The 22489-nt window shown below is 69.2% G+C and carries 20 protein-coding genes; 5 read left to right on the top strand and 15 right to left on the bottom strand.

Annotation, left to right across the window (positions count from 1 at the left end; translation table 11 throughout):
- Positions 1-38 precede the first annotated feature (38 nt).
- Positions 39-920 carry a thioredoxin gene (trxA, locus tag WG903_RS04615; protein WP_340073049.1) on the top strand — a complete coding sequence of 294 codons (882 nt, stop codon included), beginning with the start codon at positions 39-41 and terminating at the stop codon, positions 918-920.
- Here trxA and WG903_RS04610 read toward each other — a convergent pair.
- The 9 genes from WG903_RS04610 to def all read right to left on the bottom strand — a co-directional run bounded on the left by WG903_RS04610 (position 917) and on the right by def (position 8757).
- A complete protein-coding gene (locus tag WG903_RS04610; RefSeq protein ID WP_340073048.1) occupies positions 917-1825 on the bottom strand; it encodes a phosphoribosylaminoimidazolesuccinocarboxamide synthase in 909 nt (302 codons plus the stop codon). The two genes, trxA and WG903_RS04610, sit on opposite strands and share 4 nt — an antisense overlap.
- Positions 1825-2889, bottom strand: a complete 1065-nt coding sequence (gene fba, locus WG903_RS04605) for a class II fructose-bisphosphate aldolase (RefSeq protein ID WP_340073047.1) — start codon at positions 2887-2889, stop codon at positions 1825-1827. The genes WG903_RS04610 and fba overlap by 1 nt, the downstream gene beginning before the upstream one ends.
- A 90-nt stretch (positions 2890-2979) precedes the next feature.
- Entirely contained in the window at positions 2980-4413 is a 1434-nt protein-coding gene (gene pyk / locus WG903_RS04600; protein ID WP_340073046.1) for a pyruvate kinase, read from the bottom strand.
- 54 nt (positions 4414-4467) lie between these two features.
- Complete coding sequence (locus WG903_RS04595) at positions 4468-5661, bottom strand: phosphoglycerate kinase (protein WP_340073045.1); 1194 nt, start codon at positions 5659-5661, stop codon at positions 4468-4470.
- 17 nt (positions 5662-5678) lie between these two features.
- Positions 5679-6014 (bottom strand): AzlD domain-containing protein, encoded by a 336-nt coding sequence (locus WG903_RS04590; RefSeq protein WP_340073044.1) that lies wholly within the window; start codon positions 6012-6014, stop codon positions 5679-5681.
- On the bottom strand, positions 6011-6745 hold the full coding sequence (locus tag WG903_RS04585; RefSeq protein ID WP_445263578.1) for an AzlC family ABC transporter permease: 735 nt from the start codon (positions 6743-6745) through the stop codon (positions 6011-6013). Before WG903_RS04585 ends, WG903_RS04590 begins: the two co-directional genes overlap by 4 nt.
- Positions 6745-7701 (bottom strand): methionyl-tRNA formyltransferase, encoded by a 957-nt coding sequence (fmt, locus tag WG903_RS04580; RefSeq protein WP_340078193.1) that lies wholly within the window; start codon positions 7699-7701, stop codon positions 6745-6747. The genes WG903_RS04585 and fmt overlap by 1 nt, the downstream gene beginning before the upstream one ends.
- Positions 7702-7720: 19 nt before the next feature.
- On the bottom strand, positions 7721-8218 hold the full coding sequence (locus WG903_RS04575; RefSeq protein ID WP_340073043.1) for a hypothetical protein: 498 nt from the start codon (positions 8216-8218) through the stop codon (positions 7721-7723).
- 26 nt (positions 8219-8244) lie between these two features.
- Positions 8245-8757: a peptide deformylase gene (gene def / locus WG903_RS04570; RefSeq protein WP_340073042.1), complete on the bottom strand. Its 513-nt coding sequence runs from the start codon at positions 8755-8757 to the stop codon at positions 8245-8247.
- A gap of 157 nt (positions 8758-8914) precedes the next feature.
- Here def and WG903_RS04565 point away from each other — a divergent pair, with 157 nt between their 5' ends.
- The 3 genes from WG903_RS04565 to WG903_RS04555 all read left to right on the top strand — a co-directional run bounded on the left by WG903_RS04565 (position 8915) and on the right by WG903_RS04555 (position 11863).
- Complete coding sequence (locus tag WG903_RS04565; RefSeq protein ID WP_340073041.1) at positions 8915-10174, top strand: LysM peptidoglycan-binding domain-containing protein; 1260 nt, start codon at positions 8915-8917, stop codon at positions 10172-10174.
- A gap of 13 nt (positions 10175-10187) precedes the next feature.
- Positions 10188-11306 (top strand): DNA-processing protein DprA, encoded by a 1119-nt coding sequence (gene dprA, locus WG903_RS04560; protein ID WP_340073040.1) that lies wholly within the window; start codon positions 10188-10190, stop codon positions 11304-11306.
- A gap of 83 nt (positions 11307-11389) precedes the next feature.
- Complete coding sequence (locus tag WG903_RS04555; protein WP_340073039.1) at positions 11390-11863, top strand: DUF494 domain-containing protein; 474 nt, start codon at positions 11390-11392, stop codon at positions 11861-11863.
- Positions 11864-11893: 30 nt separating this feature from the next.
- On the opposite strand, the gene WG903_RS04550 is transcribed toward WG903_RS04555, so the two are convergent.
- From WG903_RS04550 to WG903_RS04530, 5 genes are all read right to left on the bottom strand, one after another.
- Positions 11894-14623 carry a DUF1631 family protein gene (locus WG903_RS04550; RefSeq protein WP_340073038.1) on the bottom strand — a complete coding sequence of 910 codons (2730 nt, stop codon included), beginning with the start codon at positions 14621-14623 and terminating at the stop codon, positions 11894-11896.
- Between the two features lie 19 nt (positions 14624-14642).
- Complete coding sequence (secF, locus tag WG903_RS04545; protein ID WP_340073037.1) at positions 14643-15596, bottom strand: protein translocase subunit SecF; 954 nt, start codon at positions 15594-15596, stop codon at positions 14643-14645.
- Positions 15597-15602: 6 nt separating this feature from the next.
- Positions 15603-17492: a protein translocase subunit SecD gene (gene secD, locus WG903_RS04540; protein ID WP_340073036.1), complete on the bottom strand. Its 1890-nt coding sequence runs from the start codon at positions 17490-17492 to the stop codon at positions 15603-15605.
- A complete protein-coding gene (gene yajC, locus WG903_RS04535) occupies positions 17489-17809 on the bottom strand; it encodes a preprotein translocase subunit YajC (RefSeq protein WP_340073035.1) in 321 nt (106 codons plus the stop codon). Before yajC ends, secD begins: the two co-directional genes overlap by 4 nt.
- A gap of 142 nt (positions 17810-17951) precedes the next feature.
- Positions 17952-21512: an indolepyruvate ferredoxin oxidoreductase family protein gene (locus tag WG903_RS04530; RefSeq protein WP_340073034.1), complete on the bottom strand. Its 3561-nt coding sequence runs from the start codon at positions 21510-21512 to the stop codon at positions 17952-17954.
- A gap of 118 nt (positions 21513-21630) precedes the next feature.
- Here WG903_RS04530 and WG903_RS04525 point away from each other — a divergent pair, with 118 nt between their 5' ends.
- Entirely contained in the window at positions 21631-22116 is a 486-nt protein-coding gene (locus WG903_RS04525) for an Lrp/AsnC family transcriptional regulator (protein ID WP_340073033.1), read from the top strand.
- Here the strand turns inward: WG903_RS04525 and WG903_RS04520 are convergent.
- Positions 22113-22475: a hypothetical protein gene (locus WG903_RS04520; protein WP_340073032.1), complete on the bottom strand. Its 363-nt coding sequence runs from the start codon at positions 22473-22475 to the stop codon at positions 22113-22115. The two genes, WG903_RS04525 and WG903_RS04520, sit on opposite strands and share 4 nt — an antisense overlap.
- Positions 22476-22489: the final 14 nt, after the last annotated feature.

Genomic DNA, 22489 nt, shown 5'->3' with positions numbered 1-22489 from the left:
AGGTTGAATTTTAAGGGCCGGCTCCCCAGCTACATCCGATGATCGACGTCACCATCCAGAATTTCGAATCCGAGGTCATCGAAGCCTCCCTGCAGCAGCCCGTGCTGGTGGACTTCTGGGCCACCTGGTGCGGCCCCTGCAAGGTGATCGGCCCCATCCTCGAAAAGCTCGAGGCCGACTATGCCGGGCGCTTCAAGCTGGTGAAGATCGACTCCGACCAGGAGCAGCAGCTGGCCGCCGCCTTCGGCATCCGCAGCATCCCCACCGTGATCCTGCTGATGAACGGCCAGCCGGTGGACGGCTTCATGGGCGCCATGCCCGAAGGCCAGATCCGCCAGTTCCTCGACAAGCACCTGCCGCCGGCGGGCGAGGAGCCGGAAGAAGAAGTGCTGGCCGAGGAACCCGCCGCGGCAGCCGACCCGGCCTCGCAGCTGGAGAAGCTGCAGCACGCCGTGGCCACCGACCCGGCCAACGACGACGCCTGCTTCGAGTACGTCAAGGCGCTCTTGGCCGCCGGCCGCAGCGACGACGCCAAGGTCGCCTTCGCGCCCGTGATCGCCAAGGCGCCGGCCGTGCGCAGGCTCGACGCGCTGCAGCGCTGGATGAACGCGCTCGACGCGAAGGGCCAGCCTTCGGACTTCGACGCGAAGATCGCCGCCAACAAGCGCGATTTCGACGCGCGCTTCGGCCGCACGCAGGCGCTGATGGCCCGGCAGCGCTGGACCGACGCGATGGACGAACTGCTGGAGATCCTGATGCGCGACAAGGCGTGGAAGGAAGACCTGGCGCGCAAGACCTACATCGCGATCCTGGAGATCATCGAGCCGCCCAAGCCCAAGGTGGCCGACGGGCAGATCCCGCCCGACGACCCGGTGGTGGCCACCTACCGCCGGCGCCTGTCCTCGGTCGTCCTGAGCTAGGCGCGCAGCCGCTCCAGCGCTTCGCGGTACTTCGCCGCGGTCTTCTCGATCACGTCCTGCGGCAGCTTCGGCGCCGGCGGCTTCTTCGGCCACGGCTTGCCGCCGATGCGCACCGCTTCGAGCCAGTCGCGCACGAACTGCTTGTCGAAGGACGGCGGGTTCGCGCCCTTCGCATAGGCCGCTTCGTAGCCCTCGATGGGCCAGTAGCGCGAGGAGTCGGGCGTGAGCACCTCGTCCATCAGCACCACGCGGCCCTTGCCGTCCAGGCCGAACTCGAACTTGGTGTCCGCGATGATCATGCCCTTCGTGCGCGCGAAATTCGCCGCTTCGGAATAGATGCGGATGCTGAGGTCGCGAATCTGCGCCGCCACCTCGGGCCCGGTGATCTTCACGACCTGTTCGTACGTGATGTTCTCGTCGTGCTCGCCCATCTCGGCCTTGGCGGCCGGCGTGAAGATCGGCTCGGGCAGCTTCCCGGCGTTCTTCAGCCCGGGCGGCAACTTCACGCCGCACACCGACTGCGTCTCCTGGTACTCCTTCCAGCCGCTGCCCGCGAGGTAGCCGCGCACCACCGCCTCGACCGGGATCGGCTTCAGGCGCTGGACCAGCATCGTGCGGCCGCGCACCTGCGCGACCTCGCCGGGCTGGACCACCGACTCGGGCGCGTCGCCCGTCAGGTGGTTCGGGCAGACGTGGCCCAGGCGCGCGAACCAGAACAGCGCCATCTGCGTGAGGATTTCGCCCTTGCCGGGGATGGGCTCGCCCATGATAACGTCGAACGCCGACAGGCGGTCGCTCGCCACCATGAGGATGCGGTCGTCGCCGACCGCGTAGTTGTCGCGGACCTTGCCGCGCGCGAGCAGCGGCAGCGACGTGAGGCTGGAGGTGTGCAGCGCCGCGACCATCAGGCCACGACCTGGGCCAGCTCACCCTTCTCGTACTTCTGCGCGACCACCGTCAGCGTCTCGGGCTTGATCTTGGGCGCCTGGCCCTCGCAGCCGAACTGCTGGAAGCGCTGCTTGCAGATCTGCTTGGCCGCTTCGCGCGCCGGCTTGAGCCATTCGCGCGCGTCGAACTTGTCCGGGTTCTCGGCCAGGAACTTGCGCACCGCGCCGGTCATCGCCAGGCGGATGTCGGTGTCGATGTTGATCTTGCGCACGCCGTGCTTGATGGCTTCCTGGATCTCCTCGACCGGCACGCCGTACGTTTCCTTCATCTTGCCGCCGTACTGGTTGATGATGGCCAGCAGGTCCTGCGGCACCGATGAGGAGCCGTGCATCACCAGGTGCGTGTTGGGGATGCGGCGGTGGATTTCCTTGATGCGGTCGATGGCGAGGATGTCGCCCGTGGGCTTGCGCGAGAACTTGTACGCGCCGTGGCTCGTGCCGATGGCGATGGCCAGCGCATCGAGCTGCGTGCGCTTGACGAAGTCGGCGGCCTGCTCGGGGTCGGTGAGCAGCTGCTCGCGCGTCATCGTCGCTTCGGTGCCGTGGCCGTCTTCCTTGTCGCCCTTCATGGTCTCGAGCGAACCGAGGCAGCCCAGCTCGCCCTCGACCGTGACGCCCAGCTTGTGCGCCATGTCGACCACCTTGCGCGTCACGTCCACGTTGTAGTCGTAGCTGGCGATGGTCTTGCCGTCGGCCTCGAGCGAGCCGTCCATCATCACGGAGGAAAAACCGAGCTTGATGGCGCCGGCGCAGACGTCGGGGCTCTGGCCGTGGTCCTGGTGCATGACCAGCGGCGTCTCCGGGTAGGCTTCCAGCGCCGCCAGGATCAGGTGCTTGATGAAGGGCTCGCCGGCGTACTTGCGGGCGCCGGCCGAGGCCTGCAGGATCACTGGCGAACGGGTTTCCTTGGCCGCCTCCATGACGGCCTGGACCTGTTCGAGGTTGTTGACGTTGAAGGCCGGGATGCCATAGCCGTTTTCGGCGGCATGGTCGAGCAGCTGGCGCATGGAGACGAGCGGCATGGTGAGCTTCCTGCGGGGAGTTGAAGAGACTGCCGCGATTTTACGAGGCGAGGCTCGGCAGGGGAGCTCAGCCGTGGGCCCCCGGCGCTTTCAGGCCACCCGGCAGATCTTCAGCATGTTGGTGCCGCCCGGGGCGCCCATGGGTTCGCCGCAGGTGATGGCGTAGATGTCGCCGCTTTGCATGATCCCGCGCTTCTTCAGGTGCGACTCCGCTTCGCGCAGCGCCTCGTCGCGCTCGGCGCTCTGGTCCATCAGCAGCGGGCGCACGTTGCGGTACAGCGCCATCTTGCGCTGCGTCGTCAGGCGCGGCGTCAGCGCGTAGATCGGGATGTGCACGAGGTGCCGGCTCATCCACAGCGGCGTCGAGCCCGAATCGGTCAGCGCCACGATCGCCTTGCACCCCAGGTGGTGCGCCGTGAAGAGCGCGCCCATCGCGATCGACTGGTCGATGCGCGAGAAGGTCATACCCGAGAAATCGGCGTCGAGCTTCACGTCCTCGGCCTTCTCCGCCTCGGAGCAGATGTTGGCCATCTCGATCACGGTCTCCAGCGGGTACTTGCCGGCGGCCGTCTCGGCGCTGGTCATCACCGCGTCCGTGCCGTCGAGCACGGCGTTGGCCACGTCGCTGACTTCCGCGCGCGTGGGCACGGGGTTGGTGATCATCGACTCCATCATCTGCGTGGCGGTGATGACGACCTTGTCGCGCTCGCGCGCCATGCGGATCATGCGTTTCTGCAGCGCCGGGACCGCGGCGTTGCCGACCTCGACCGCGAGGTCGCCGCGCGCGACCATGATGCCGTCGCTCGCGTCAAGGATGGCTTCGAGGTTGGGGATGGCCTCGGCGCGCTCGATCTTGGCGATCAGGCCCGGCTTGTGGCGCTGCTCGGCGCCGGCCACGTTGCACAGCTGGCGGGCCATCTCCATGTCGGTGGCGTTCTTCGGGAAGCTCACCGCCACGTAGTCGGCGTGGAAGGCCATCGCGGTGCGGATGTCTTCCATGTCCTTCGCCGTGAGGGCGGGAGCCGTCAGGCCGCCGCCCATCTTGTTGATGCCCTTGTTGTTGGACAGCACGCCGCCCAGCTTCACGGTCGTGAGGATCTCCTCGCCACGGACGCCGTCGACCGTGAGCACGATGAGCCCGTCGTTGAGCAGCAGCACGTCGCCGGGCTTCACGTCGCGCGGCAGCTCCTTGTAGTCCAGGCCCACGCCGCGGGCATCGCCCGGCTCGGTGCGCGAGGCATCCAGCGTGAACTTCGCGCCCGGCTCCAGCATGGCCTTGCCGTCCGCGAACTTGCCGACGCGGATCTTGGGGCCCTGCAGGTCGGCCATGATGGCCACCTCGCGGCCCGCGCGCTGCGCGGCCTCGCGAACGAGGTTGGCGCGGTCGATGTGGTCCTGCGCCTTGCCGTGGCTGAAGTTCAGCCGCACGCAGTTCACCCCCGCGCGGATCATCTGCTCGAGCAGTTGCGGCTCGCTCGAGGCGGGGCCGAGGGTGGCGACGATCTTGGTGGCGCGACGGGCCATGGGCTTCAGTTCTCCTTGCGGCCCATTGTCGCCGAACGACGTTGCCGAGGCATGTCAGCCCTTGGCACGCTTCTCCAGGATCTCGAAGGCCGGCAGCTGCTTGCCCTCCAGCACCTCCAGGAAGGCCCCGCCGCCGGTGGAGATGTAGCCGATGTCCTTCTCGATGCCGTACTTGGCGATGGCCGCCAGCGTGTCCCCGCCGCCGGCGATGCTGAAGGCGTCGGACTGCGCGATGGCGCGCGCCACCGTTTCGGTGCCGTGGGCGAACGCGTCGAACTCGAACACGCCGACGGGGCCGTTCCACACGATGGTGCCCGCGGCCTTGAGCTGCTGCGCGAGCTGCTTCGCGGTCTCGGGGCCGATGTCCAGGATCATGTCGTCGGGCGCGACGTCCTTCGCGGCCTTCACCGTCGCCGGCGCATCGGCCGCGAAGGTCTTGGCAACGACCACGTCGGTGGGGATCGGCACCGCGGCGCCGCGCGCCTTCATCGCTTCGATCACGGCCTTGGCATCGCCGAGCAGGTCGGCTTCGGCCAGCGACTTGCCGATGGGCAGGCCCGCGGCCAGCATGAAGGTGTTGGCAATGCCGCCGCCCACCACCAGCTGGTCGACGTTCTTCGCCAGCGATTGCAGGATGGTGAGCTTGGTCGAGACCTTGGAGCCCGCGACGATGGCCACCAGCGGCCGCTTCGGTTGCGCCAGCGCCTTCGTGATCGCGTCGATCTCGGCCGCCAGCAGCGGGCCCGCGCACGCCACCTTGGCGTACTGCGCGATGCCATAGGTGGTGGCCTCGGCGCGGTGCGCCGTGCCGAAGGCGTCGTTGACGTAGATGTCGCACAGCTGCGCGAGCTTCTGCGCGAGTTCCGGGCTGTTCTTCTTCTCGCCCTTGTTCACGCGGCAGTTCTCCAGCAGCACCACCTCGCCGGGCTTCACGTCGACACCGGCCACCCAATCGCGCTTGAGCGGCACCTCGCGGCCCAGCAGCTCGCCCAGGCGCTTCGCGACCGGCGCGAGCGAATCCTCGGGCTTGAACTCGCCTTCGGTCGGGCGGCCCAGGTGCGAGGTCACCATCACCGCGGCGCCGGCATCGAGCGCCATGCGGATGCAGGGGACCGACGCGCGCACGCGCGTGTCCTCGGTGATGTTGCCGGCATCGTCCTGGGGCACGTTGAGGTCGGCACGGATGAAGACGCGCTGGCCGCGCGCGCGGCCCTGGGCACAGAGGTCGGAGAAGCGAAGGATGTTCATCCCCCGATTCTAGGAACTCACCAGCCCAGTCCCAGGTGCAGCGGCAGGTACACGGCCATACCACCGGCGATGGTCAGCAGGACGCTGCGCCGCCAGTAGAAGAGCAGGGCGCCGACGGGGGCCGCGAACAGGCGCGCGTCCTGCCAGGTGGGCACGAGCTGGCCGGCGCTCATCACGACTTCCGGCGCGACCACGCCGGCCAGCGCGGCCACCGGCGCGTACTGCAGCGCGCGGTCGGCCCAGGCCGGCAGCGTCCACGGCCGGTCGAGGATGAAGAAGAAGCAGCGCGTGAGCACGCTCACGCCGGCCAGGCCGACGATGACCGCGAGGGTCCAGAAGTCCGTGCCCCTCATGCCGGCTCCTGCGTGGCCGCGGGGGCGCGGCGCTCCAGCCAGAAGCTCACGGCCACCGCGACCGTGATCGCGACGACGATGTTGAGTTTCAGCGGCAGCGCGTACGCGGCCACCGCGGCGGCGCCCGCGATCACCGCCGCCAGCTTGCGCAGCGGCGTGTTGGCGAGCGACGCGAGGATGCCCACCAGGCACAGCACGCCGGCGAAGCCCAGGCCCCACGACGTCGGGACCAGGTTGCCCAGCACGATGCCGATGACGCTCGCCGTCATCCAGCTGGTCCACGTGACGAAGTAGTTGCCCGAGAGGAAGGCTTCCTCCTCGCGCTTGCGCTCCGGCGTCGTGCCCGGCGTGGGGAAGCGGCGCGTGAACATCGCGTAGCTCATGTCGGCGGTGAGGTAGCCGTTCACCAGCCGGCGCCAGCGCGGCATGTGCATCAGGTACGGCCGCAGGTGCAGGCTGAACACGACGAAGCGCAGGTTGACGCAAAAGCCCGTGGCCCAGATCACCCAGATCGGCGCGCCGGCCACGATGAGCGGGATCGACGCCAGCTGGGAGCTGCCGGCGTAGACGAGGAAGGTCATGGCCAGCGCCTCGACCACGCTCATGCCGGACTTGACCATCGCCACGCCGGTCATCAGGCCCCACGCCGAGATGCCCGTGGCCAGCGGCAGCATGGCCAGCGCCGCCTCCTTGAAGGCGGGATGCGTGTAGTTCTCGCGGCGGAAGAACATCAGCCCAAGCGCTGGCCGGCTTCGAGCGGGAAGCCGCGCAGGAAGTCGGTGGCCGCCAGCCGCTTGCCGCCGGCGCGCTGCAGCTCGGTGATGTCCAGGCGCGAGCCGTCGCCGCAGGCCACGCCGATGCCGGCCTCGTCGATGGCGACGACGGTGCCGGGTGCGGCGCCGCCACGTCCGGGCGCGGCATTCGCGCGCCACACCTTGAGGGCTTCACCGCGAATGGTCGCCGAAGCACCGGGCGCGGGATTGAACGCACGCACGCGCCGCGCGATCGCCTCCGCCGGCTGCGACCAGTCGATCGCCGCTTCGGCCTTGTCGATCTTGTTCGCGTAGGTCACGCCATCGGCCGGCTGCGGCGTGCGCGTGAGGCCGCCGCAGGCCGCCATCTCCAGCGCCTCGACGACCAGGCGGCCCCCCAGCGTCGCAAGCCTGTCGTGCAGCGATCCCGTGGTGTCGTCCGCCGTGATCGGCGTGCGCTCGACGAGCAGCATGTCGCCGGTGTCCAGTCCCGCGTCCATCTGCATGATGGTCACGCCGGTCTCGGCATCGCCCGCTTCGATGGCGCGGTGGATGGGGGCCGCGCCGCGCCACCGTGGCAGCAGCGACGCATGGATGTTCAGGCAACCCAGGCGCGGGGCATCGAGCACCCACTGCGGCAGGATCAGGCCATAGGCCGCCACCACCATCACGTCGGCGCGCGCAGCCTCGATCGCTGCCTTGGCGGCGCGGGCGTCGTCGGGGTACTTGCCGTCCAGCCGCAGGCTGCGCGGCTGCGCGACGGCGATGCCGTGCTCCTGCGCGAACTGCTTGACCGGCGAGGGCTGCAGCTTCATGCCGCGGCCCGCGGGCCGGTCCGGCTGCGTCAGCACCAGCGGGATGGGAAAGCGCGCGGCGTGCAGCCGCTGGAGGGCGACCCGCGCGAATTCGGGGGTGCCGGCGAAGATGACGCGCAGGTTGTCGAAGATCGGGGTCCTATCGGCGGGTGAAGTCCGGGGCGTTGATCCATTCCATCCCGGGGTGGGCGCGCTGCACGATGCCGTTCGGGTCCACGTAGACCCAGTAGAACATGTTCCCGCCCATGACGTCCTGCCAGCGGTATTCCCAGACGACGCCGCGGAAGCTGGAGACGCGGTCGATCTTGCCGGGCGGGCCGAATTCGCGTTCGATGTCGGCGGCCGTCCAGCCCACCTGGATGCGGTTGAAATTGGGGTCGGTCAGCGCCTGGTACACGCGCACCGCGCGCCCCGAGGCGTCGAGGTCGACCATCCAGGCCTGCTGGCCCGCGGGCTGCAGCGAGTACTGCAGCCGCTCGCCGCCGCCGGGCAGCGGCACGATGCGCGTGGGACGCCCGGCCTTGGCGATCACCTGGTCCTTGGGCGTGCCGGGCGGGATTTCGCGCGCGCCGAAGACGGCGCAGGCGGACAGCAGGGCGGCCGCGAAGGCGGCGCTGGCGATCTTCAGGTACTGCATCGAAGAGTCTCCGGGTGGCGGTGGGTTCAGGCGCGCTCGGCGTCGCGCTGCGCCTTGAGCATCTTGGTCTTGATCCGGTTGCGCTTGAGCGGCGACAGGTACTCGACGAACACCTTGCCGCGCAGGTGGTCCATCTCGTGCTGGATGCACACGGCAAGCAGGCCCTCGGCCTCGATGGTGCGCAACTTGCCGTCGGTGTCCAGCGCCGCCACCTTCACGCGTGACGGGCGCTCCACGCCGTCGTAGATGCCGGGCACCGACAGGCACCCTTCGTCGTTGACCTGCGTCTCCTCGCTGGCCCAGGTGATCTCGGGGTTGATGACCACCAGCGGCTGGTTGCGCTCTTCCGACACGTCGATCACGATCACCCGCTCGTGCACGTCCACCTGGGTGGCGGCCAGGCCGATGCCGTTGGCGTCGTACATGGTGTCCAGCATGTCCGCCACCAGCTGGCGGATGCGGGCGTCGACCGCGGCCACGGGCTTGGCGACCGTGTGCAGGCGCGGATCGGGATAGGTCAGGATGGGAAGCAGGGCCATGGCTGTCGCAATTTTGTGTCGCTATTTTCGCTACTTTTGGCGCCCAAGGCTGGACACGGTGGGCATAAACGTTGCCGTATCAAGGGCTTGGGCGCAGAATCATCAGTACTTTGTCAAGACTTTCGACCGCCTGCGCAAGCCGGCGGCCGCGCAGCCGATGCAACACCGCACCCCGCTGAAGCCTGTCCAACGTCCCCGCCTGCCCGCCGTCGCGCTCGCGTGCGCCGGGCTCGCCGCGCTGCTCGCGGCCGGCGCCGCGACCGCGCAGTCGCGCTTCCCGATCACCACGGACCAGCGCTCGACGGCGCAGGCGGTGGCCACGTCGGGCGTGCCGCTGTCGGAGCTGGCGCCCGACGCGCCGGACCAGTACACGGTCAAGCGCGGCGACACGCTGTGGGCCATCTCCGGCATCTTCCTCAAGAGCCCGTGGCGCTGGCCCGAGCTGTGGGGCATGAACATGGAGGAGGTCAAGAACCCCCACTTGATCTACCCCGGCCAGCAGCTCATTCTGGAAAAGTTGGACGGCCGCGCGCGCCTGCGCGTGCGCGGCGGCGACGCCGGCGCCGACCCGGCGCTGGAGACGGTGAAGGTCTCGCCGCGCGTGCGCATCAACCCGCTGGCCGACACCAGCGCCGTGCCCACGCTGCAGCCGAACCTGATCGAGCCCTTCCTGGCCGAGCCGCTCGTCGTCGGCGACGCCGAGTTGCTCGCAGCCCCGCGCATCGTGGCAGTGCCCGAGATGCGCGTGCTCATCACGCGCGGCGACCGCGCCTACGCACGCGGCCTGTCCACCACGCCCATGGTCATGAAGGTCGCGGGCCGCAGCGAGGACTGGCGCGTGTTCCGCAACGCGCGCGCCATCAAGCACCCCGAGACGAAGCAAGTGCTGGGCTTCGAGGCCCAGTACGTCGGCAAGGCGCAGCTGGTTCGCAGCGAAGGCTCGCAGCCCGAGGCGTCGTCGCCCTTCTGGTCGCAGTGGACCGGCGGCAACACCGTGATCCCGGCCACCATCGACATCGTCTCCGCCAAGGAGGAGATGCGCGTGGGCGACCGCCTGCTGCCCGAGCCGCCGCGCCAGTTCACCAGCTACGTGCCGCACGCACCGGCGGGCCCGATGGGCGGCACCATCGTGTCCGTGTACGGCGACGCCGTGTCGCTGGCGGGCCAGAACCAGGTGGTGATGATCGACAAGGGCACGGCCGACGGCGTCGACACCGGCACCGTGCTGGCCATCCTGAAGACCGGCGAGCGCCGGGTGGACCGCACGCAGTCGGGCCAGGTCGCGAACATGAAGCTGCCCGACGAGCGCAACGGCCTGCTGATGGTGTTCCGCCCCTTCGAGAAGCTCTCGTACGCGCTGATCCTCGAGATCAACGACACGGTGCAGATCGGCGACCGCGTCGCCAGCCCGCGCTGAACGACCGCATCCCATGGACCGCGAGGAGCTGGCCGGCTGGCTGCGTCTCGCGCTGCCGGGTGTGGGCAACCAGTCGGCGCGGCGCCTGCTCGCCGCCTTCGGCCTGCCGGCGACCGTCATCGCCCAGCCCCTCGCCGCGCTGAAACAGGTCGTCGGCCCGCAGGAGGCCGAGGCCCTCGCAACGCCGCATGAGGATTTCGCGCAGCAGGTCGAGCGCACGCTGCAATGGCTGGAGGCCGGCGACGCCGACGCGCCGCGCCACGTCCTCACGCTGGCCGATGCGCGCTACCCGCCGGGGCTGCTGCAGATCGCCGACCCGCCGCTGGTGCTGTACGTGACCGGCGAGCCGCCGACGCCGTGGCCCGACGGCATCGCCATCGTCGGCAGCCGCAACGCGACGGCGCAAGGCGTGGCCAACGCGCGCGCCTTCGCCGAGAGCTTCGCGCGCTCGGGTCTCACCGTGGTCTCGGGCCTGGCGCTGGGCATCGACGGCGCAGCGCACGAAGGCGCGCTGGCCGGCGCGGCCCCGGGCACGGTGGCCACCGTCGCCGTCGTCGGCACGGGCCTGGACCGCGTCTATCCCAAGCAGCACCGCGACCTCGCCCACCGCATCGCCGCGCGCGGGCTGATCGTCAGCGAATACCCGGTGGGCACGCCGCCGCTGGCGCCCAACTTCCCCAAGCGCAACCGCATCATCGCGGCGCTCACCCATGGCACCGTGGTGGTGGAGGCGGCGCTGCAGTCGGGCTCGCTCATCACCGCGAAGCAGGCGGCGGAGCAGGGCAAGGAGGTGTTCGCGATCCCCGGCTCCATCCACTCGCCGCAGTCGCGCGGCTGCCATGCGCTGATCAAGCAGGGCGCCAAGCTGGTGGAGACCGCGCAGGACGTGCTGGAGGAGCTGCCGCAGCTCGCGGGCCGCGCGGCCGCCGCCACCGCGCCGCTGCGCGCACCGGCCGCAGGCGGCGATGCGGTGCTCGACGCACTGGGGTTCGATCCGTCCACGCTCGATGCGCTCGTCGCCCGCACCGGCATCGCCGCGCCGCAGCTGCAGGCGCGCCTGCTCGAACTGGAACTGGCGGGGCAGGTTGCGCGCCTGGCGGGCGGCCTGTACCAGCGCATTGCCAGCGCCTGAGCGCCGCCCGGGTTATTGCAGCCGCGCAACACCGCGCAAAAACGCGCGTGCACGCGGCGGCAAAGCCGTTATATTCGCGCTCAATGTTCGATGTGCTCGTCTTTGTCTACGAACACTACTGGCGGGGCGACCAATGCCCCGAGCTCCAGACTCTCGAACGGAAACTCAGCGCCCACGGCTTCGAGCCCGAAGAGATCCACGCGGCCCTCGTCTGGCTCGACGGCCTGAACTTCGCGGCGCAGAACGCCGCCCTTCCCGAAGAAGCGCCCGCGCTCGCCGCAGCGGCTTCCAGCCTGCGCGTGTATTCGCCGGCGGAGCAGGAACACCTGGGCGCCGAGTGCCTGGGCTTCATCGCCTTCCTCGCCGGCGCGGGCGTGCTGCCGCCGACGATGCGCGAGATCGTGATGGACCGCGCCATGGCCGCGCCCGGCGACCCGGTGTCGCTCGACGACCTGAAGATCATCGTGCTGATGGTCTACTGGAGCTTCGGGCAGCAGCCCGACGCCCTGGTGCTCGACGAGTTGTGCGACTCGCCGGAGTCGCGCATCGCGCACTGAACGGCGCGCCACGCGCGCCCTTGGCGCTCCTTACTGGAACAGCCGTTCGGGGTTCGCGTCGAGTTTCGCGAGCGCGTCGCGCGTGGCGCGCACGGTGAGCGCTTCTTCCTCGGCCGGCAGCAGCAGGCCCGCCTGCAGGTAGGCCGCCAGGCGCTTGGCCTGCACCAGGTAGCTGCGGCCGCCGCGCGCGGCGAACAGGTGCAGCTGCTTGCGCTCGCTGCGCCACACGTACTGCACCTGCGTGGTGGCGCCGTTGTGGTCCAGCGCGAACCAGTTGCCCAGCTGCAGCTCGTTGGCCCAGGAGATCATGGCGGCGTTCGGCTTGGAGCCGCCGTCGGCGATCACCTCGATCATCGAGGCGTCGATGCCCAGCATCATCTCGATGCTCTCGCGGTCCAGCGGCAGGTCGGTGTCCGGGTCCTCGCCGACGAAGTCCTCGAGGTTCTCCAGCCGCTTGGTCATCGCGTCGATGCGGTCCTGCGGGATCGCCTCGGTCTTGGACAGGAACGCGTCGGCGAAGATGTCGCCGATCGCCTTGACCTGCGCTTCCTGCGCCTTGCCCGTGATGCCCACCAGCGCCATGCCCTGGCGCAGGCGCCCGAGCAACTTGGGCAGGTCCTGGATCACCTTGGCGCGCTCGCTGCGGTTGGGCTTGGCGCTGGCGGCCCACACCAGCTCGGAGGCCGCCGCCTTGAAGGCCAGCGTCTCCTCGTTCTTGGGGCCGTGCTTGACGGCGGCCAGCGCCAGCACCTCGGCCCACACCTTGAACAGGAACTCGCGGATTTCCTCGCGCACCGGCATGTCGGCGAGCAGCTTGCGCATCTCGATGGTGTACTGGATCGCCATCGTTTCCTTCTGCTCGACCTGCTGCGCGACGCTGACCACCTTCTGGCGCGACTGCTCCTCGGTGAGGAACTTGGCGAGGAACTTCTGGAACTCCTCGTACACCAGCTGGAACACGCGCCGGCCCGTCTCGGGGTACTGCTCGATCACCTGCACGATGCGCTTGATCTCGAGCTCCAGCGCGCTGCCGTTGATGGAGCCGGCGTCGAAGCCCATCACCACCGAGCCCATGCGGTCGATCAGCTGGCGCGCCGGATGCTCCAGCGTGCTGAAGAACTCGGGCTCGCCGATGGCCACGCGCAGCACCGGCATCTGCAGGCGCGCGAACCACACGCGGATGGCCGCGGGGATGCGCTCCTCGGCGAGGATCGCCTGGAACATCAGCGCCACGATCTCGATCGTGGCCTTCTCGCTGTCGGTGTTGGCCTTCTTCTTGAGCTCGCCGGTGCGCTGGCGCAGGTCGACCGCGACGCGCTGCACGGCGGCGTCGTCGTAGACGACGATCGCGTCCTCGTCGCCGGCGCCGGCGCCCGCGGCGCCGCCGCGCGTATGCTCGACGACCGTGTCGTGCACGCGCGAGATCTCGTGCGACAGCGCCTCGGCCAGCGCGGGCGAAGGCCGCGTCGCCGGCGCCGCGTCGTAGCCGGCCACGCGATCGGTGAGCAGCCGCTTGAGCTGGCCGATGACGCCGCTGGCCCGCGCCCGCGCCCGCGCGAGCGGCGGGCTGGACGTCATCATGCGCGTCTCGTCGGAGATGCCCGTGTGCGGCGCATGGCCGGTGGACGCGTGCCCGCCGCCCGTGTGCTGCGCGCCGCCGGCGCCGCGCGCACCCATGGGCGCACCGGCCTGGCCGTTGCCGCCCATCGGTCCCTGCGGCGCGCCGCCGGCCGGGGCGCCGTAGCCGCCTTGCGGCGCATGGCCGCCGCCACCCTGGGGCATCGCGCCGCCACCACCCTGCGGTGCGTAGCCGCCGGCGGCCCCGGCGGCTTGCCCGCCGCCAGCGTATCCACCACCACCACCGCCACCACCGCCGCCGCCGGCCGGTGCGCCATAGCCGCCGCCGACGTACGTCGTTTCCGGAAAACCGTAGCTGCCGCCGGCCCCGGCGACACCGCCCGCAGGCATGCCGCCACCGCCGCCGCCACCACCCCAGTCACCACCACCGCCGCCGCCCATGGGCGCGCCGGCGGTGCCGGGGCCGGAGTCCTGCGGCGGCTGCTCGCCGGGTGCCTGCTGCTGGGGCGGCCGCGGCTGCGCGGGCGCGTTGGCACCGCGGCGCACGCGCGCGCTGAAGTCGATGTCGCGCAACACGTTGTTCGCGACCAGGAATTCATTGAGCTGCGTGTAGGCCTTCGGGACCGTCTCCAGCATGACCTTCAGCACCAGGTCCTGCACCAGGTTCCACGCCTCGTTCGACAGGCCCGCCGCGCCCCACTGCTCGACCAGCGTGAGGCACAGCGTCTCGGGCCGCAGGATGTCGGTGGTGGACTGGTCCTCGCCCTCCAGGTGCTGGATGCGCACCTTCAGGTCGTTCAGGTCCCACACCGCCTTCTCGCCGATGACCAGCGCCAGGCGCGAGGACATGATCTTGCGGTCGACCACGTCCTCGCCGACCAGCTGCAGGTTCATCATCGCGTCCAGCCGCATCATCCCGGTGGCCGTCGGCGGCTCGACCGCCTTCTGCCAGGCCTTGGCGGTGCCGCTCACGAACGCGGGGCCCTTCTTGTCGAAGTCCATCATCGCGTCGCGGCGCTCCTGCATCTCGCGGGAGCCTCCCGGGGTCTGCGCCAGCTCGAGCAGGCGCGCGCGGATCTGCGTGCCCAGCGGGCCGAGCAGCGCCGAGACGTTGGCGACGAACTGCTCCCGCGCCTTGCGTGCGACTGCGGGGCCGTTGGCGGGAGTGCGATGCGTGGCCAAGCGTCGTCGTCCTTGCGGCCTACACCGTGGCGCCGGCGTTGGGGTCGTTGGGATCGCCCTCGCGGCGCGCGGGCGCCTTCACGAGGTCGTCGCGCTTGATGCCCAGCCACATCGCGATGGCCGCGGCGACGAACACCGACGAGTAGATGCCGAAGCAGATGCCGATGGTCAGCGCCAGCGCGAAGTGGTGCAGGGTGGGGCCGCCGAACAGCAGCATGGACAGCACCATGGCCTGCGTGCAGCCGTGCGTGATGATGGTGCGGCTGATCGTCGACGTGATGGCGTTGTCGATGATCTGGATGGTGGTCATCTTGCGGAAGCGCCGGAAGTTCTCGCGGATCCGGTCGAAGATGACCACGGACTCGTTCACCGAATAGCCCAGCACCGCCAGCACCGCCGCCAGCACCGCCAGCGAGAACTCCCACTGGAAGAAGGCGAAGAAGCCCAGGATGATCACCACGTCGTGCAGGTTGGCGATGATGGCCGCCACCGCGAACTTCCACTCGAAGCGGAAGGCAAGGTACACGACGATGCCCACCACCACCATCGCCAGCGCCTTCAGGCCGTCGCTGGCGAGCTCGTCGCCGACCTGCGGGCCGACGAACTCCGTACGGCGCAATTGCACCTTGGCGTCGTCGGCCTTCAGGGCCGCCAGCACCTTGTCGCTTTGCTGCGCCGAGCTCACGCCCTTTTGCGCCGGCAGGCGGATGAGCACGTCGCGCGAGGTGCCGAAGTTCTGCACCTGCACGTCCTGGAAGCCCAGGCCGGCCACGGTGCGGCGCACCTTCTCGACGTCGGCCGGCTGCGAGTAGCCGACCTCCATCACCGTGCCGCCGGTGAACTCCACCGACAGGTGCAGGCCGCGCGTGACGAGGAAGAAGACGGCGGCGGCAAAGGTCAGGAACGAGACCACGTTGAAGACCAACGCGTTCTCCATGAACGGGATGTCCCGCCGGATCCGAAAGAATTCCACTGTTTTCTACCCCTGCTCCGCCTTGGTTATAGCGCCTTCCGTACCGGGCCGCCAGACGGTGCCGATGGAAACGGACTTGAGTTTCTTCTGCCGGCCGTACCACAGGTTGACGAGCCCGCGCGAGAAGAACACCGCCGAGAACATCGACGTGAGGATGCCGATGCAGTGCACGACGGCGAAGCCTCGAACCGGGCCCGAGCCGAACGCCAGCAGCGCCAGGCCGGCGATCAGCGTCGTGATGTTCGAGTCGAAGATCGTGCCCCACGCCCTTTCGTAGCCGGCGTTGATCGCCGCCTGCGGTGACGCCCCGTTACGAAGTTCCTCGCGCACGCGCTCGTTGATCAGCACGTTCGAGTCGATGGCCATGCCCAGCGCCAGCGCCATGGCCGCCATGCCGGGCAGCGTGAGCGTGGCCTGCAGCATGGACAGCACCGCCACCAGCAGCAGCAGGTTCACGCCCAGCGCCACCGCCGAGAACACGCCGAACAGCATGTAGTACACGGTCATGAACAGGCAGATGCCGGCGAAGCCCCAGGCGACGCTGTGGAAGCCCTTGGTGATGTTCTCGGCGCCCAGCGTCGGGCCGATGGTGTATTCCTCGATGATCTCCATCGGCGCGGCCAGCGAGCCCGCGCGCAGCAGCAGCGCGACGTCGTTGGCCTCGGTGGTGGTCATCGCGCCGGAGATCTGCACGCGCCCGCCGCCGATCTCGCCGCGGATCACGGGGGCGGTGACGACCTCGCCCTTGCCCTTCTCGAACAGCAGGATGGCCATGCGCTTGCCGACGTTCTCGCGCGTGACGTCGCGGAAGATGCGCGCGCCCTTGGCGTCCAGCGTCAGGTGCACGGCCGGCTCCTGCGTCTGGTTGTCGAAGCCGGGCTGCGCGTCGGTGAGGTTGTCGCCGGTGAGGATCACCTGCTTCTTGACCACCACGGACTGGCCGCGGCGCTCGAGGAATTTCTCGTCGCCGAAGGGCACGGGCGCGGTGCCCAGCTCGGCGCCGCGCGCCTCGGCGCTCTCGTCGACCATGCGGATTTCCAGCGTGGCCGTGCGGCCCAGGATCTCCTTGGCCTTGGCGGTGTCCTGCACGCCGGGCAGCTGCACGACGATGCGGTCGAGGCCCTGCTGCTGGATCACGGGCTCGGCCACGCCCAGCTCGTTGATCCGGTTGTGCAGCGTGACCATGTTCTGCTTGAGCGCCTGCTCCTGCACGCGGCGCGCCGCCTCCGGCTTGATCGCGGCGACCATGCGGTATTCCGTGCCGTCGGGGCCGTCGGTGGACTGCAGGTCCGGGAACTGGTCCTGCAGCACGTTCTTCGCGGCCTGCAGCGTGGCCTGGTCGCGGAAGCGCACCTCGATCTGCTGGCCGCTGCGGTTGATGCCGCCGTGGCGCACGTTCTTCTCGCGGAACGACGTGCGCAGGTCGCCGGCCAGCGACTCGGCCTTCTTGGTCAGAGCCGCCTGCATGTCCACCTGCAGCATGAAGTGCACGCCGCCGCGCAGGTCCAGGCCCAGGTACATGGGCGCGGCGCGCAGGGACGACAGCCACTTGGGCGAGCCGGACAGCAGGTTCAGCGCGACCACGTAGGTGGGGTCGGCCGGGTCGGGGTTGAGCGCGCGCTGGATCGCGTCCTTGGCCTTGAGCTGCGTATCGGTGTTGGTGAAGCGGGCCTTGACCGAGTTCGGGTCCAGCGCCACTTCCTCGGGCTGGATGCCGGCCTTGCCCAGCGCGTCGCGTACGCGCGCTTCGGTCGTCGCGTCGACCTTGACCGTCGCCTTGGCCGACGACACCTGCACCGCCGGCGCCTCGCCGAAGAAGTTCGGCAAGGTGTAGATCGCGCCCACCAGGAGCGCGATCACGATCAGGACGTACTTCCAGGCGGGGTAACGATTCACTTCACCGTACCCTTGGGAAGCACCTGGACCACGGCGTGGCGCTGCACCTGGACCTCGACGCCGTTGGCGACCTCGATGGACAGCATCGAGTCGCCCAGCTTGGTCACCTTGCCGACCATGCCGCCGGAAGTGGCGACCTCGTCGCCCTTGGCCAGCGCATCCAGCATCGCGCGGTGCTCCTTCTGCCGCTTCATCTGGGGACGGATCATGATGAAGTACAGGACGACGAACATGAGCACCAGCGGCAGCATGCTCATCAGGGAGGAAGACATGTCGCCGCCGGCGGCGGTCTGGGCATAGGCGCTGGAAATGAACACGGGGAAGCTCCGGGCGTGAAAGGGGTTCGAGCATGCGCCCGCACCCCGGTTCCCCGGGGTGCGGGCGAAAGCCATCGATTGTATGTCGCGGGGCTGCTTTAAGAAGTTCGAGTAACTCCGCGATTTCCCTGTGGGTTCGCGGTTACGCGGCCTTCGTCTGCAGGCCCGCGGCGGGCCACTCGCGCATCAGCGCGTCCCAGCGTGCGCGCGCGGCGTGCAGGTTGCGTTCCTTGACGTGGCCGAAGCCCTTGATCTGCTCGGGGATGCGCGCGATCTCGACGGCCGTTTCATGGTTGCCCGCCGAGAGCTGCGCCATCACCTGCTCGAGGCTGGCGCGGTACTGGCCGACGAGGGCGCGCTCGGTGCGGCGCTCCTCGGTGCGGCCGAACGGGTCGAGCGCCGTGCCGCGCAGGCCCTTCAGGCGCGCGAGCACCTTGAACAGCGACATCGTCCAGGGCCCGAACTTCTGCTTGACGAGTTCGCCCTTGTCGTTGCGCTTGGCGGTCGCGGGCGGGGCCAGGTGGAAGTTGATCTTGTAGTCGCCTTCGAACATCGCGGCGATCTTCTGCTCGAAGCCCGTCTGCGTGTACAGGCGCGCCACCTCGTACTCGTCCTTGTACGCCATCAGCTTGAACAGGTAACGCGCCACCGATTCGGTGAGCGTCGTCTTGCCCAGCGGCGCTTCGGCCTGGCGCACGCGCTCGACGAAGTCGCTGTACTGCTTCGCGTACGCGGCATCCTGGTACTGCGTGAGGAACTCGACGCGCCTGGCGACCAGCGTCTCGATGCTGTCGCGCTTGCGCAGCTCGATCACCTGCGCCGGCGTCAGCAGCTTCTCGACCGAGGCCCAGTCGTGCGCGGCGCGGCGGCCCCATTCGAAGGCGGCCTTGTTCTTGTCGACCGTGACGCCATTGAGCTCGATCGCGCGCATCAGCGATTCGTGCGCCAGCGGCACCCAGCCCTTCTGCCAGGCGAAGCCCAGCATCATCGGGTTGGTATAGATGGAGTCGCCCAGCAGCTTGGTCGCTGCGAGGTCGGCGTTGAACACGGCCACGCCGTTGTCGCCGACCGCCTTGGCCACTTCGGCGGCGCAAGCATCCGACGGGTTCGACCAGTTCGAGTTCTTCACGAACGCCGCCGTGGGCGAGCCGTGGCCGTTGAGGGCCACGCGCGTGCGGCCCGGGCGCATGCGCAGCACCGTTTCCTTGCCGGCGGTGACGATGGGGTCGCAACCGATCACCGCGTCGGCGCCGGCCATGGTCACGCGCGTCGTGCGGATCGCGTCCTGCGACTCGCCGATGATCACGTGGCTCCACGTCGCGCCGCCCTTTTGCGCCAGGCCCGCCGCGTCCTGCGTGACGATGCCCTTGCCTTCGATGTGCGCGGCCATGCCGAGCAGCTGGCCGATGGTGATCACGCCCGTGCCGCCGACACCGGCGACGACGATGCCGTACGCGCCTTCGATGGGGGCGATGCGCGGCTCGGGCAATGCGGGCAGGCCTTCGAGCGATGCGGCCTCGGCCTTCGCCTTGGCCTTGAGCTTGCCGCCTTCCACGGTGACGAAGCTCGGGCAGAAGCCCTTGAGGCAGCTCGTGTCCTTGTTGCAGGTGCTCTGGTTGATGGTGCGCTTGCGGCCAAATTCCGTCTCGAGCGGCTCGACCGACAGGCAGTTGCTCTTGACGCTGCAGTCGCCGCAGCCTTCGCACACCAGGTCGTTGATGACGACGCGCAGGGCCGGGTCGACCATCTTGCCGCGCTTGCGGCGGCGGCGCTTCTCGGTGGCGCAGGTCTGGTCGTAGATGATGGCCGTGGTGCCCGCGATCTCGCGGAACTGGCGCTGGATCGCGTCGAGCTCGTCGCGGTGGTGCACCTCGACGCCGGGCGGCAGCTTGGCCACCGTGTACTTCTCGGGCTCGTCGGTCACGACGACCTGCTTCGCGACGCCTTCGGCGGCGAGGCTGTGCGAGATCTGGATCACCGAGTGGCCCTCGGGACGCTCGCCCACCTGCTGGCCGCCGGTCATCGCCACCGCGTCGTTGTAGAGGATCTTGTAGGTGATGTTCACGCCCGCCGCGATCGACTGGCGGATGGCCAGCGAGCCGCTGTGGAAGTAGGTGCCGTCGCCGAGGTTGGCGAACACGTGCTGCTCGTGCGTGAAGGGCTGCTGCCCCACCCATGGCACGCCCTCGCCGCCCATCTGCGTGAAGCCGATGGTGGAGCGGTCCATCCATGTGGCCATGAAGTGGCAGCCGATGCCGGCCATGGCGCGCGAGCCTTCGGGCACGACGGTGGACGTGTTGTGCGGGCAGCCCGAGCAGAACCACGGCGCGCGGTCGCCCTTGACTTCGAGCACGTCCATCGCGCGCTCTTTCGCCTCGAGGATCGCCAGCTGCGCATCCATGCGCGCAGCGGTGTCGCTGTCCACACCCAGCTTCTTCAGCCGCATGGCGATGGCGCGCGCGATGATCGCGGGCGACAGGTCGGCGTTGGCGCGCAGCAGCTTGTTCTCGCCGGGGTTGGCCTGCGACCACTCGCCGCCGGAAGCATCGCCCGGCACTTCGTTGAACTTGCCGACCACGTTGGGCCGCACGTCGGGGCGCCAGTTGTACAGCTCCTCCTTCAGCGCGTACTCGATCACCTGGCGCTTTTCCTCGACGACGAGGATTTCCTTCAGGCCCGTGGCGAAGTCGCGCGTGATGGTCGCTTCCAGCGGCCACACCACGCCGACCTTGTGCACGCGGATGCCCAGGCGGCGGCACGCGGCGTCGTCGAGCCCGAGGTCCAGCAGCGCCTGGCGCGCGTCGTTGTAGGCCTTGCCGCTGGCGATGATGCCGAAGCGGTCGTTGGGGCCTTCGATGACGTTGTAATTGAGCTTGTTGGCGCGGATGTACGCGAGCGCCGCGTACCACTTGAAGTCGAACAGGCGCGCTTCCTGGTCGAGCGCGTGGTCCGGCCAGCGGATGTGCAGGCCGCCGGGCGGCATCTCGAAGTCGGTGGGGATCGCGATTTGCACGCGCTGCGGATCGATGATCGCCGTGCTGCTCGACTCGACGATCTCCTGGATCGTCTTCATGCCGGACCACACGCCGGCGTAGCGGCTCATGGCGAACGCGTGCAGGCCGAGGTCGAGGATCTCCTGCACGTTGGCCGGGAAGAACACCGGCAGGCCGCAGGCCTTGAAGATGTGGTCGCTCTGGTGCGCGGCGGTGGAGCTCTTGGCGACGTGGTCGTCGCCGGCCACCGCGATCACGCCGCCCCACGGCGTGGTGCCCGCCATGTTGGCGTGCTTGAAGACGTCGGAGGTGCGGTCCACCCCCGGGCCCTTGCCGTACCAGATGCCGAACACGCCGTCGAACTTGTGCTGCTCCTTCGGCACGAACCCGAGCTGCTGCGTGCCCCACAGTGCAGTGGCCGCGAGTTCCTCGTTCACGCCAGCCTGGAACACGATGTTGTTGGCCGCCAGGTGCTTCTTGGCGCCCCACAGTGCCTGGTCGTAGGTGCCCAGCGGGGAGCCGCGGTAGCCGCTGATGAAGCCGGCGGTGTTCTTGCCTTGCAGCGCATCGCGCTGGCGCTGCAGCATGGGCAGCTTCACGAGTGCCTGCACGCCGCTCATGAAGGCGCGGCCCTGGTCCAGCGAGTACTTGTCGTCCAGCGTGACCGTCTCGAGGGCCTTGCGGATGTGTTCCGGTAGCGGCGCATTCATGGCGTCGTTGTCTCCTGCTTGGGACTGCACAGTGTATGCCCGGGGCCCAGATAAGTCTTTGCGTTTAGTGCCGGAAACTGGGTAGGATGAGAAAGGATCTTGCTCAAATGGCCACCCCATGGAAACGCTCGACAAGTTTGACGTCCAGATACTGAATGAGCTGCAGGCCGACGCGCGCCTGACCAACGCCGAACTGGCGCAGCGCGTGGGCCTGTCGGCGGCGCCGTGCTGGCGGCGCGTGCGCGCGCTGGAACAGGCCGGCTACATCAAGGGCTACCGCGCCGAGATCGACCGCCACAAGATCGGCCTGGGCGTGCTGGCCTTCGTGCGGCTCGACGCCGACAAGAACACCGGCGAGCGCACCAAGGAGATGGAAGAGGCGATCCGCAAGATCCCCGAGATCGTCTCGTGCCACTACATCAGCGGCGCCGGCACGTTCGAGCTGCAGGTGGTCAGCCGCGACCTCGACTCGTTCTCGCAGCTCGCGCGCAAGGTGCTGATCAACCTGCCCAACGTGAAGGACCTGCACACCAGCTTCTCGCTGGGCGAGGTCAAGGCCAGCAGCGCGCTGCCGCTGGCGCACCTGAAGCCGCCGGCGCGCTAGTCGCGCACGCAGCGCGCCTGCAGCGGCGGCGCGACGAGGTTCAAGCGGGCGTCGCGGCCGTCGAACTCCACCTTCGCGCTCGTGTTGCTGTAGACGGTCTGCTGCGGCGTGGTGCCGCCCGCGTCGCGCAGCAGTGTCTCGGGTTCGCGCGCGGCGAACAGCAGCTCGGCGCTGCCGTCGCCGAAACGCACGTCGAACTCCAGGCCGCCTTCGCAGCGGTAGTGCGGCGGCTTCGCCACGGCAACCGGGGGCGGCGGGGCCGGTGGCGCAGCAGGCGCGGGCGCCACCACGGCTGGCGGCGAGGAAGCGCACCCTCCCAGAAGCAGGACGGCGCTGAAAAGCCAGCGGCACTCGGGCATGCGCGCATTGTGCG

Origin of the sequence: Ramlibacter sp. PS4R-6 (assembly GCF_037572775.1) — a bacterium.
In the GTDB taxonomy this organism is placed as follows: Bacteria; Pseudomonadota; Gammaproteobacteria; order Burkholderiales; family Burkholderiaceae_C; genus Ramlibacter.
Note: the sequence above shows the minus strand (reverse complement) of the source record. Positions and strands in the feature narration are given on the sequence as shown.